Annotated in this window: 12 protein-coding genes and 2 pseudogenes; 4 read left to right on the top strand and 10 right to left on the bottom strand. The window is 31.4% G+C overall.

The window, feature by feature from the left end:
* Positions 1 to 283: 283 nt before the first annotated feature.
* From selD to MJ_RS08460, 5 genes and pseudogenes are all read right to left on the bottom strand, one after another.
* On the bottom strand, positions 284 to 1333 hold the full coding sequence (gene selD / locus MJ_RS08480; RefSeq protein WP_083774555.1) for a selenide, water dikinase SelD: 1050 nt from the start codon (positions 1331 to 1333) through the stop codon (positions 284 to 286).
* Positions 1334 to 1460: 127 nt separating this feature from the next.
* Positions 1461 to 1782: pseudogene (locus tag MJ_RS08475) on the bottom strand (cytochrome C); the annotation flags it as partial.
* Positions 1783 to 2169: 387 nt separating this feature from the next.
* A complete protein-coding gene (locus tag MJ_RS08470; RefSeq protein WP_010871114.1) occupies positions 2170 to 2895 on the bottom strand; it encodes a hypothetical protein in 726 nt (241 codons plus the stop codon).
* Between the two features lie 33 nt (positions 2896 to 2928).
* A pseudogene (locus MJ_RS08465) lies at positions 2929 to 3799 on the bottom strand (PHP domain-containing protein).
* A 57-nt stretch (positions 3800 to 3856) separates the two neighbouring features.
* Positions 3857 to 5293, bottom strand: coding sequence for a bifunctional ADP-dependent NAD(P)H-hydrate dehydratase/NAD(P)H-hydrate epimerase (locus MJ_RS08460; RefSeq protein ID WP_064496873.1), 1437 nt, complete (start codon positions 5291 to 5293; stop codon positions 3857 to 3859).
* An 86-nt stretch (positions 5294 to 5379) separates the two neighbouring features.
* Between MJ_RS08460 and MJ_RS08455 the strand changes: the two genes are divergently transcribed.
* Together MJ_RS08455 and MJ_RS08450 are read left to right on the top strand one after the other, a co-directional pair.
* Positions 5380 to 6300, top strand: coding sequence for a beta/alpha barrel domain-containing protein (locus MJ_RS08455; protein WP_064496872.1), 921 nt, complete (start codon positions 5380 to 5382; stop codon positions 6298 to 6300).
* Positions 6301 to 6310: 10 nt separating this feature from the next.
* A complete protein-coding gene (locus MJ_RS08450; protein WP_162484771.1) occupies positions 6311 to 6739 on the top strand; it encodes a hypothetical protein in 429 nt (142 codons plus the stop codon).
* Between the two features lies 1 nt (position 6740).
* Here MJ_RS08450 and tsaA read toward each other — a convergent pair whose 3' ends face one another.
* Genes tsaA through pyrB form a run of 3 tightly spaced genes read right to left on the bottom strand, consistent with a single transcriptional unit; the run spans position 6741 to position 8793 of the window.
* On the bottom strand, positions 6741 to 7121 hold the full coding sequence (gene tsaA, locus MJ_RS08445) for a tRNA (N6-threonylcarbamoyladenosine(37)-N6)-methyltransferase TrmO (protein ID WP_010871108.1): 381 nt from the start codon (positions 7119 to 7121) through the stop codon (positions 6741 to 6743).
* Positions 7121 to 7870: a TatD family hydrolase gene (locus MJ_RS08440; protein ID WP_010871107.1), complete on the bottom strand. Its 750-nt coding sequence runs from the start codon at positions 7868 to 7870 to the stop codon at positions 7121 to 7123. Before MJ_RS08440 ends, tsaA begins: the two co-directional genes overlap by 1 nt.
* 2 nt (positions 7871 to 7872) lie before the next feature.
* Complete coding sequence (gene pyrB / locus MJ_RS08435; RefSeq protein ID WP_010871106.1) at positions 7873 to 8793, bottom strand: aspartate carbamoyltransferase; 921 nt, start codon at positions 8791 to 8793, stop codon at positions 7873 to 7875.
* 290 nt (positions 8794 to 9083) lie between these two features.
* On the opposite strand from pyrB, the gene MJ_RS08430 reads away from it, so the two are divergent.
* Both MJ_RS08430 and MJ_RS08425 read left to right on the top strand, forming a co-directional pair.
* Entirely contained in the window at positions 9084 to 9428 is a 345-nt protein-coding gene (locus MJ_RS08430) for a DUF2304 domain-containing protein (RefSeq protein WP_064496980.1), read from the top strand.
* Positions 9406 to 9618 carry a hypothetical protein gene (locus MJ_RS08425; RefSeq protein ID WP_010871104.1) on the top strand — a complete coding sequence of 71 codons (213 nt, stop codon included), beginning with the start codon at positions 9406 to 9408 and terminating at the stop codon, positions 9616 to 9618. Before MJ_RS08430 ends, MJ_RS08425 begins: the two co-directional genes overlap by 23 nt.
* Before the next feature lie 94 nt (positions 9619 to 9712).
* Here the strand turns inward: MJ_RS08425 and cobM are convergent, their stop codons facing one another.
* Both cobM and MJ_RS08415 read right to left on the bottom strand, forming a co-directional pair.
* Positions 9713 to 10492, bottom strand: a complete 780-nt coding sequence (gene cobM, locus MJ_RS08420; protein WP_010871103.1) for a precorrin-4 C(11)-methyltransferase — start codon at positions 10490 to 10492, stop codon at positions 9713 to 9715.
* A 66-nt stretch (positions 10493 to 10558) separates the two neighbouring features.
* Positions 10559 to 12355, bottom strand: a complete 1797-nt coding sequence (locus tag MJ_RS08415; protein ID WP_010871102.1) for a DUF2207 domain-containing protein — start codon at positions 12353 to 12355, stop codon at positions 10559 to 10561.
* Between the last annotated feature and the right edge of the window lie 25 nt (positions 12356 to 12380).

The raw sequence follows: 12380 nt of genomic DNA, 5'->3' as shown, positions 1-12380 counted from the left end.
ATTTTTAATCTTTATACTTACAATGTAATATAAAAAATTTATAGTTCTTTTCAAATGTTAATAAAGTTTATTAATTAAGTTTGAACTCCCTTCCTAATGGAAGGAGTTCATCAGTGCCTTAGTTATTACAAAATATTTTAAAAAGAACTATAGTCAAAACAGTGAAATAAAAAATAAAAATATATCAAAGATTTCGATGTGCCTCCCTTAAAGGGTTCGGCACATCGTAAGAACGTTATAAAAACTGCCCAGCACCGAGTTAATAGCATATATATGTTTGATATTAAATTTCAATAACTTTAACATCCTTACTTAAAACTGCTTTACCTTCACCTTTTTTCACAACTCTTCCAACTTCAAAAGCATAGCATTTAGCTTTTTCCAACTCATCAATTAAATTATCTTTATATTCTTCTTTTGCTGATATTAATAAGCCACCAGCAGTTTCTGCACCATAACCATCCAATAAAGCATGTCCAAATAATCTGCTTAACTCTGGAGTCCTTTTTATACAAGGCAGTAAATTTATTTCTATTAAAACATTGCTATTCTTAGCCATTTCATTTGAATGCCCCAATATTCCAAATCCAGTTATGTCAGTTAAAGCATTTGCTATTTTATCTCCAACTCTTTCTTCAGCCTTTCTTAGAGCTTTTAATGCATATCTGTTTGATGTAGTCATTATCTCTATTGCCTTATTTATGATGTAGTCTCTTTCTTCTTCAGTTATGCTAATTAAATCCTTAAACTCCTCTGGGATTCTTGATAACGCCATCGCTGTTTGAGTTCCTAATGGTTTTGTTAATATTAAAACATCTCCTACCTTAACTCCAGCCTTTGTTAAAACCTCCTCCTCTCTTCCAACACCAGTAACTGCTCCTCCAATTAAGGGCCATGGATTTAGTATTGTATGACCACCAACTATTGTTGTTTTGTTCTCTCTGCAGAAGTCTTGAAAGCCCTTTAACATCTCTCTAACTACGTGTATTGGAAGCTTCTCTGGAATACCAACAATTGCTAAAACTCCTACTATATCCAATAGTCCCATAGCATAGATGTCGCTTGTTGAGTTGCAAGCTGCTATTTTTCCCTGTATGTATGGGTCATCAACTATTGGTGTAAAGACATCAACTGTCTTTGCTATAACTAACCCATTCCTCTTAATTATTGATGCATCATCTCCTAAACCAACCAAGATATTTTTGTCCAATAAGTCATCATCAGTAACTATTCCTTTAACTAAAAACTCTAACTCGGTGCTGGGCAGTTTGCAAGCTCATCCGTGGAGTTTAACTAATTCAGTTAGTTTTATTTTTTCATTACCTCTTTCCATACTCTCACCTAAAAGTTATAAATTTATAAACATACCAAACAACTACAATTATTAGTAAATTTGATAGCTTAATAGGACTTATACAGATAATATTTTTATTTATTGAATAATGATGCCCAAAGGGCCAAAAATTAATAACTAAAATTCCTAATATGAAACCAATAAACTGGACTGTGAGTTTGCTTTAACTCAGTCTCTTTATATATAAAAGTAGTTATTAAAGCCCCAATAAATATACCAACAACAGTTAAAACAGGAAAAGCTTTTGAAACTAGTGCCATTCCTAATGTAGTCCCAAATAAATGATTAATAATCCAATTTACTAAATCCCTTGTGTGACATGCTATACAGATACCATAAGCTGGTGGAGGGAACACTTTAAACAGTGCTTGCAATATTGCAGCAGTGAAACCACCTATCAACCCTGCTATTAGTGGAGAAATTCTCATCGTTTTCCATCATTTTAGATTTTTTTAATATGGTTTTTGATAGATGCTAACATTTATTTAAAATTTCTAATTATAAAAAGTTTTTTGCAAAAGAATCTAATAATTATTTAGCTATTAGAAAAATTAATTAGGTGATTTAAATAGGACTTTCACAGTTTTTATTATTTGATAAGGCATTTAGGAATCAACTTTCCTTATAAAAGTCTATTCCTGCGAAAGCCCTATTAAATAAACTTTAAACAATAAAAAAGAGATACCAAACAACTATTACAATTAAAAAAGATATCTCATAAACAATTAAATGTAAAGTAGCTAACTTTGCCCCGATTTTTCCAAATATTGAGAGCTGTATTGGTAAATACTTTCTCAAATAAAGAACAACTCTATTTAAAAACCTGCGAGAAATAAAGAAAAGAGAACTTCATTTGGAGACAGTATATTTTCATCTAAAAGTCCAGATGCAATACCTATAGCCCCTGAAATTGTAGCTAACCCTGTAAGCACTATAACTAAAATAGTAGGAGATAAATTTAAAGCATTTAATAAAGAACCAGCAAAATCCTCAACAATATCCAATAAACCATGCTCAATAAGATAAGTTATTATCAAAACAGATGGGACAAATGATGTTAAAACTCTAAAATACTGCTTAAACGTATCTCTTATAGCTCCATATAAACCTTCTGACTTAGATTTAAATTCAATATCAATATTGTATTTCCTTTTTTTAAGCATTAAAACACTTATAATCAAATAATTGCATGTTACCAAAAATTTTATTAGCACATAGATGCCTCCAACATACCAACCCAAACTTGTAGCCATTGGTATAGCATAAAATAAAATTATGTGGATTCCAAATACAAACATCCCTAAAAAGTAAATTGGCAAAAGATTTTCTTCTGAAATTTCACCTTTTTTTAATAAATTTTTTAATAAAAAGCTACCTGATGTTGAACTAACAAAAAAGACAGCAATTATTGGGAAGTATTTATTTTTTATATATTTTTGAAGTTTGTATAAGATATTTAAATGACACATAAGATTTGCTAAAAGAATTCCAAAAAACATTATTGGAAGTATCTTTATAAATATCTGCAATGCCATCATCATGTTCTCAAACTAATAGTTTTTTGCAAAAAACTATTAAACTTCTTTCATTTTTTCCTTTGCTTTCTTTTTAAGGTAATAATTACCTAAAAATCCGGAAACTATTGGAAGGGGAGTTAATATATAAATAAATCCTCCAAAAACTCCTAAAATCTTTTTATAAAGTTTTATTGAATCAATTGTATTATCTCCTATCCTAAAAATTAAAGATTTTATTAACTTCTTTTCTGACGTATAGACAACCTTATAACTCCATAATATTGCTTGATACAAAGGTGTTGGCTTTCCTTCATAAGTCGTTCTTTTTTTAACTATTGCCTTATACAAATCATCAGCTGAATTTCCCTCAAATAATGTATAGGCATTCCCTACCATCCTCGCTATGTGAGCATCACTCCCTCCAATAAATGCAAAAGGCTTTTTGTGGTAGTTCCTTTATAACCTTATTTAATGCTATATTATTAACTATTCCATCCCTATGGTAGGCATTAAAAACCTCAACTCCATCCAAATCTAAGTCAAATATTCGGTCTCCAAGTGCTTTACAGATGGGGCTGTAGGGATGGGGAGCTATAGCTAATCCTCCTTGTTCTTTAATTTTTTCTATAGTTTCCTCTGGAGATAAACCTTTAGGTATATCTTCATTTAAAAATAAACCAATTATTTCCCCTTCGGTAGTCATAATCTCGCTACCTATAACAACTTCAACTCCAAACTCTTTCTCCAATTTTTTTGTCTCAACCCCTCCCCTAATTGTATTATGGTCAGTTATTGCTACAACCTCAATGCCTTTTTTCTTAGCTACTTTCAATATATTTCTTGGCTCTTCAACAGAATCAGGGAATTTAAGTTTCCAAAATTTACCAATTCCAGAATATTTTGTGTGTATGTGCAAATCTGCCTTCATAATCCCTCCTATTATTTGTCTTTAAATATTTTTCCTTGAATAAATAATTTAATAGTTTCATTGAAAGATTTTTAAGACATTAGGGATTTTTTCAATCAAATCTAATGGGGTATAATAATAACCTTTCTCTTTTAACAGCAAATCTCCAGCATAGCCGTTTATAAAAGCTCCACAACATGCTGATAAAAATGCCTCATTAACAGCAAATAAAGCCCCAATTAAACCAGCTAAAACATCTCCAGTTCCTCCCTTTGTCAAACCAGCATTTCCAGTTTTGTTTATTTTTAGATTGTTGGCATTAAATATTATATCATATTTCCCTTTTAACACAATCGTTGATTTTATATTTTCAATGTTATCTAAATCAATCCCCATATATTCAAACTCTCTTTTGTGAGGAGTGAAAATATAATTCTCAGAGAATTCAAAGTTATTATAATCAATAACTTTAATTGCATCAGCATCAATAACCACTTTTCCATCATATTTTGCTAAGAACTCATTTAAAAATGCTTTAGTTCTATTGTTGGCTCCTAAGCCATTACCAAGAACAACAACATCATACTTTTTAGCAATTTCTAGAGTATAATCAACATGTTGAGAGCTTAAATAATCCCCTTCAACCCTATACATAATAAACTCTGGATGATTTACTTTATCTATAACCTTACCGACTGACAAAATCCCCACCAAATCAACAATTTTTAATGCTGCCAAACCAGCCAATATTGGAGCTCCATAAAAATCTTTACTACCTCCAATAATCAAAACTTTTCCATTTTGCCCTTTGTGGCTATTGCTATCTCTCTTCCTTAGAGCTTTTAAATCTCCCCAGCCAACTATGTATTCTGCCTCCTTAGGAATGCCAATCTTTTTTACAATGGCGTTGTCTTTGTTTATAGTCTTTCTCTTGTGGAAAGTTATAGTTAAATCGCTTTCTAAATGCCCTGTCTCAACATCTACACTTATAACAAAGATATTTTTGTTTATTTGCTTTAACTCGTTTATTTTATCAACTATGGTTTTAAATGGCTCTCTTAGCTCTCCTTTAACACCAGTTCCAATCATTGCATCTATAATAACTGCCTTTTTATTTTTTAGCCTTTCAAATATATCATTAACTTCCTCAGCCCATTTAATTTCTCTAATCCTTATATTTCCAAACTCTGCCAAATTTTTTAGTATCTTAAAGTTTTCTCTTGCCTCGTAGGTTTTTATCTCTGACTCTTTTCCTATTAATATAACATCTCCCTTTCCAAGATGTCTTGCTACAACAAACCCATCTCCTCCGTTATTTCCAGTTCCACAGAAAATGATAAATTCCTCAGCATCAATATCCTTAATCTCTTCATAAACTGCCTTTCCAGCATTCTCCATTAATAATATTTTTTGAATTCCCAAAAACTCTGCATTATCATCAATAATTGCCATTTCCTTTGGTGTTATAACCTCTTTTTCTTTAATTTTTTGTTTTAATATTTCAAATAACTCCATTCTCTCACCAAATAGGAAATTATTAATATCCCTTCTCACATAACTATTTTTGTAGTTAGTTTCATATATTTATTGTGGGGATTTTTATGATAAAGAGGTTAAAAAAGAGAGATGTAAAAGTGCCACTAACAGTTCCAGAAGACAGAAAAGAAGAATACATAAAAAACTACTTAGAATTAACAAAAAGAACTGGAAATGTAATGCTATTCGCTGGAGACCAGAAGATTGAACATTTAAATGACGACTTCTTTGGGGAGGGGATAGCTAAGGATGACGCATCTCCAGAACATCTGTTTAATATAGCAAGTAAAGGGAAAATCTGCGGATTTGCAACACAACTCGGATTAATAGCAAGATATGGAATGGATTATAAAAAAATTCCCTATATTGTGAAGATTAACTCAAAAACTCATCTTGTTAAAACAAGAGACCCAATAAGTAGGGCTTTAGTGCATGTTAAAGATGTTGTTGATTTAAAAGAAAACTCTGGATTAAAAATATTGGGGGTTGGTTATACAATCTATCCTGGAAGTGAGTATGAACATATAATGTTTGAAGAGGCATCAAGGGTTATATTAGAAGCTCACAAGCATGGCTTAATAGCAATAATCTGGAGCTATCCAAGAGGGAAGAATGTTAAAGATGAGAAAGACCCTCACTTAATTGCTGGAGCTGCTGGAGTTGCCGCATGCTTAGGGGCTGATTTTGTTAAAGTTAATTATCCAAAGTGTGATAATCCAGCAGAGAGGTTTAAAGAGGCTGTCTTAGCCGCTGGAAGAACTGGAGTTCTATGTGCTGGAGGTAAAAGTATAGAGCCAGAAAAATTTTTAAAACAGATTTGGGAGCAAATTAATATTAGTGGGGCAAGAGGAAATGCAACTGGAAGAAATATCCACCAAAAGCCTTTAGATGCCGCTATAAGGATGTGTAATGCAATATATGCGATAACCATTGAAGGGAAGAGTTTGGAGGAGGCTTTAAAGATATACTATGGAGATAGGAAATAAAGTGATGGAGATGAAAAATGATATTAGTAAATGGAAACTCATAAAAACATTATACAAAGTTTTAAAACTTAAATGTTGGTATGATGATGAAAATTACGCTTGGAGTGGAGGTTTATCTGCTTATGCTGATGGATTGAGGTTGCTGTCAAAAGTTGGATTGTTTAAGATTGAAAGTGAATATTGTAGGTCAGTAACTGGAAAATTTAAGGAATTAAAAGCAAGTGCTGTAAATCTTAATGCAGTAGATGAGGATGAGTTAATAGAAACGCTATATAGGGTGTTACGTCAAAGTTGTATTATGAATATAGATGATAATATTGGAGAAAGTTTTGGAAAAAAGGTATATGCAAGTGGATTAAGGTTATTAAGTAAATTAGGTTTATTTGAAATTGAAAGTGAGCAAGGAGATTATATAATTGGAAAATTCAAAGAAATTTAATTTATATCTTTGGACAATCCAACTTTTCTGAAAATATTTTTATATCAATTATTGGTGTTTCATTGTAAGCGTCAATTTTGTCAATGAAAATTTTATTTCTATAAATTTTATGTATTTTTACAGTGTATTTTCCAATAGGGTTTGGTCTGTAGGGAGAACGGGTAGCAAAAACTCCTTTTAATGGGTTATTTATATCCCCTCTTGGATGAACCTTTAAAATTTTTCGTTTTTCTTCACTGTCGTTTTTATGAAACCAAACCAAAACAATAATGTAATCTCCCTCCTTTAAACCATCTAACCCCTCTACAAACTCATCAAATATATTTAGGACTGTATAGTTCTCATTTTGCTCTACAACTCCAATGGGTTTTAAATAATACATTACAATCTCCTCTTAAAGAATTTACATGTGTTTTTGTAAATGACATCTTTTACCTCTTCAACTTCCATCTCTTTAATCTTTGCTATCTCCTCAATAACCAATTTAACATTCTTTGGTTCATTTTTAGTTCCTTTGATTGGAGATAGATAAGGGCTGTCAGTCTCAGTAGTTAAATACTCTAAATCTAAGCTTTCAACAAGTTTTTTATGATGTTCTGAAAAGCACACCAATGTTGAAATTGATATTAAATGCCCTTCTTTTCCAATCTCCTTAGCTAACTCTACATCGCCACTATAGCAATGGAACATAATATCAACTTTATCTTTGGCTATATCAAATATCTTTCTCTCAAATCCTCTTGCATGAACAACTATTGGTTTGTTAAGCTCTTCAGCTAAGGACAAAAATTTTTTAAATATTTCTTCTTGCCTCTTATAGTTTTCATCTTTGATGTCCATTCCAATCTCTCCAATAGCCAAAATCTCATACTCATTATTTTTAATTAGGTTATAAACCTTCTCTATAACTTTATCATCTGCTTTAACTCTCGAAGGATGATAGCCAAGGGTTAGATAAATATTATATTTCTTTCTAAGCTCTAAAGCTCTCAAACAACCTCCTAAGCTTGCTCCACTTGTTACTATTATAACGTCTTCTTTCTTAGCCCTCTCAATGACCTCATCTCTGTTTTTGTTGAATGCTTTATCTTCTATATGGCAGTGAGCATCAACATATTTCACATCTCTCAAAACTATTCACCTTCATTATCCTCAATTAGCTTCTTTAAAATGGCCATTCTCACTGGAATTCCATAAAAACTCTGCTTAAAATACTTTGCTTGAGGTAAATCATCAACATCATAATCAATTTCATCAACTCTTGGTAATGGATGCATAATTATAAACTTCTTTCCTTCGACATACTCTCTCTTTATCTTATAGCTACCTTTAACCTTTTCATATTCGTTAGGGTCTGGAAACCTCTCCTTCTGGATTCTTGTTACATATAGAACATCTATATCATCATCTAAATCATCCAAACTTTCTTTTTCATAAAATTTTATATTTTTAGCTTTTAAATCTTCAATAATATCTTTTGGTAGTCTCAATTCTTTTGGAGATACAAAATACATCTCAACATTTTCAAATAAGGATAGGGCATAGACCAAGGAATGAACTGTCCTTCCATACTTCAAATCTCCAACAAACGCTATCTTTATCCCATCTATCCTGCCAATCTCTCTCATTATTGTGTATAAATCCAAAAGAGTTTGAGTAGGATGCTGATTACTCCCATCCCCAGCATTTATAATTGGAACTTGAGAATATTCACTTGCCAATCTTGCAGCTCCTTCACTTGGATGCCTTAAAACAATTATATCAGCATATCCACTAATTACTCTAATTGTATCTATTAAACTCTCTCCCTTTGCAACAGAAGAGCTTTTTAAATCAGTCATTGTTATTACTTCTCCACCTAACCTCTTCATTGCCGTTTCAAAACTCAATCTTGTCCTTGTTGATGGTTCATAAAAAACAGTTGCTAATATTTTCCCTTCCAATAACTTTAAAGGTCTTTTTGTATTTAAAAGCTCTTCCATCTTTCTTGCTTCATCTAAAATCTCTAAAATCTCCTCTTTTCCAATATCCTTCATTGATATTAGATGCTTCATAATTATCCCTATTAAAGCATATATATGAGGTTTGATAGAGTATTTATAAAAAAGATTTATAAAAATTTTGGAGAAAATATTGTGTGTCTTTCAAGATAATAATTTGCTAATTTACACCTCCGGGCATAGCGAGGAGGTGTTAGGGTATCACAGGACTTTCACAGAAATAAAATTTTATGATTGAATAAAGATGCCTTTGGCATCAAAATTCCTTATATGGTATAAAAAGCTGTAAAGTCCTTTGTCAATAGGGTTTTCCCATGCTTATAAAAATTTTGGAGGAAAAACTTATGGAACTAATCCAAATAGTTGGGGTTATATTTGCATTGTTTGCCTTGTCAAGGGTTGTGTTGCAGTTAAAAAGAAGAAGTATAAGCTTTAATGAGGGATTATTTTGGATTTTTGTCTGGGGTTTCGTTGTAATATTTTTAGTATTCCCAGAGTTTTTTGGATATGTTGCAGAAGTTTTGGGGGTTGGTAGGGGAGTTGATGCACTTATATATATATCGATAGTTGTCTTATTCTATTTAATTTATAGGTTGTATGCCAAAATAAACAACTTAGAAAGGCAGATAACACATATAGTTAGAGAAATAGCTATAAGGGATAGATATGAACCAAAGAAAAGAGATTGAATTGTTGATGTTTGATGTTTTGCCTTATATGGCAAATATGGAGTTTATTAAAGAGCTTTTAGAAAGTGTTAATAGCTTAGAAGAGCTTGAACAGAAAGTTAGAGAGTTGTTAGAGAAAGAAACCGACATTACTAAAAAAACTGATTTAAAGATACTGCTTGAAAAAATAGAGGAGAGAAAAAATAAGTAAAAAATAAAAATAAAAATTTTCTTACTTCTTTTTCCTGTATTCATGTTCAAAATCTTTATCAAAAGTCAGAATGAAACTTTTCAAAAAAGTTTCATCAAAATTTTTTATGGCTTTTTCTATATTCATGCTCAAAATTCTTATCGTAGAGTTTAGAGTATGCATAATACTTTGGATTTAAAACCTCTCCAACAATTATTAGTGCAGTTTTTTTAATTCCCTCTTTTTTTACCTTTTCAGCTATATCCTTTAAAGTCCCTCTAACTATTTTTTCATCATCCCATGAAGCGTGATAAACAACAGCCACTGGAGTTTCTTCTCTATAGCCACCTTCAATTAGCTCTTTAACAACCTTGTCAATCATTGAAACGCCTAAAAAAATAGCCATTGTTGATTGATGCTTAGCTAAATCCCTCAACTTTTCTTTTTCTGGCATTGGAGTCCTTCCCTCTGGTCTTGTGATAATAACTGTCTGAGAAACCTCTGGGAGAGTTAGCTCAACTTTTAATGAAGCAGTTGCTGCAAATAAGGAGCTAACTCCTGGAATTATCTCTACATCTATTCCATATTTAGATAGCTCATCAATCTGCTCCTTTATAGCTCCGTAAATAGAAGGGTCTCCTGTGTGTAATCTAACGACTTTCTTTCCTTGATTAACTGCTTTAACCATCACATCAATTATTTCCTCTAAGTTCATGTTTGCACTGTTGTAAATTTCAGCATTTTTTTTGTTATACTCTAAGAGCTTTTCATTGACTAATGAACCAGCATAGATAATTACATCCGCCTCTTCTATAGCTTTTTTACCTTTGATTGTTATTAGCTCAGGGTCTCCAGGACCTGCTCCAACAATTATAACTTTTCTATTATTATCCATTATTTCTCCTCTTGTTTTTGTTTTTATAGTAGGTCTTTCAAAATTAATAAAATTTACTTATGAAAATTATCTCGCTCCTCCTCCCCCGCCACCAAAGCCTCCTCCTGCTCCAAATCCTCCGCCAGAGCCTGTTGTTGATGAATATACACTATCTACAGAAGTTTTCATTGAATCATAGTTTGAGTGAATTATTACATAGTCAGCAACCAATTCAGAGAGGTTTAACGATTTCATCGCCTCAACGACTTTATCTCCAACTCCTAAAGCTGTTCCATAAATAAGCCAATCCTTCCAAATTGATATATCCTCCGGAGAATATTTTTTAATCATCGCTAAGTTGGATAAAAAGTTTTTAAACGCATCCCACTCCAATTTTTCTTTATAATAATTGGCTTTCCACCTTCCAAACAGAGATGTAGGGGTTAATGCCAAAATAATATTTTGGACAACAAATACTATTGAGAGGTAAAATACCTCATTAAATGTTTGGGAATATTTGGGTATGAAATATAGGAATACTGCAAGTAATATAGATATTACTAAAAGTGCTATAATTATCTTCTTTCCTCTTGTTTCTAAGAAAGCATTTACCACTTTTGATGAATATCTTGGATACTCCATAATTTTATCTAACTCATCTTTTAACTTCTTAAGTTTATCCTTAGAAGATTTATATTTCTGAGCAAGGGATTTTATATACTCAGGGTCAAATACATTGTTTTTTGAATACTTCATCAAAAACTTCATAACATCTGATTCATATACATCCAAATTTTCTAAATCTGTTTTTAAAATCTCTATTTTTCCACCGTTCATTATTTTTATATAGCCCCTGTTATGTAAGTCCAATAAAGTGGCATAAAATCCCTCTTTATCAAAAAATCCGGCATCTCCAGCAAATATGAGATTAACAATCCATGGTTTTCTATTTTTATTTGGAACATAGCTTAAATATTCTGGAACTACATAAAACTTCTCCTTTCCAAATTTTAAATATATGATATAAGCTATCAATGGAAATAACAAAATTATTGCCATTAGGAGATATTTTAAAGTCATTACAATGTTACTTACAAAAGTATATTTTTTATAGGCAGATATTGTTTTTCCCTCTACATTATAAACATATCTTGTGAATCCATTAACTGAATTTGGTTTTAACAACATTTCAACTTCAATTGGGTCATTCTTTGGACTACTTCCTTCAATAGTATAACCAAAATATGTTTTATAAACCTTGAATGTTGAAGGATAGACGAACAAATCTAATATACTGTTATTTTCGTCTATAACATTAATTTTAACATTTTTGTAAGGGAGGTGTTCATCTGCAAGCTTTAAATTTATATGATAAAATACATTGTCGGTCTCAATTGGAGGATATATGACAAACTTATAACTTGTTGTATAAATTCCGGGATTGCGTATGTAAAGAGGGTTATAGAATCCAACTTCGTTTCTTATATAATATTTATCTACAATCTCTTCAATATTTCTTTTTATCCAGTCCTCATCACTAAATACAAAAATGTCTCCTTTATAATCAACAACATATCCAACCATGTCTTTTGATGAGGTAGAGAGGTTTAAAACTTTTACATAAGGGGTATTTAAACTGCCATTATAGACCAATGGAGCTTTCCAATCTCTATATAGCATCCTGTACTTCCTACCTTCTAAGACCTCATAACTGTAAATTTCTTCTAATGTTAAATTCTTCCCAATATACAAATTTGCCTCATAGTCTTTAATATATATAGAAGTGTATTTCATTCCGTTAAATGATGTGGTCAAAAAAATTCCAACAACTCCCACAATAAAAATGAGAAGACAGACAATGATAATTTCCTTCTCCTCCCTCATAAAAATCCCCTAAAAATTAAAATTA

The sequence above is a fragment of the Methanocaldococcus jannaschii DSM 2661 genome, from assembly GCF_000091665.1.
GTDB lineage: Archaea > AGJL01 > Methanococci > Methanococcales > Methanocaldococcaceae > Methanocaldococcus > Methanocaldococcus jannaschii.
Note: the sequence above shows the minus strand (reverse complement) of the source record. Positions and strands in the feature narration are given on the sequence as shown.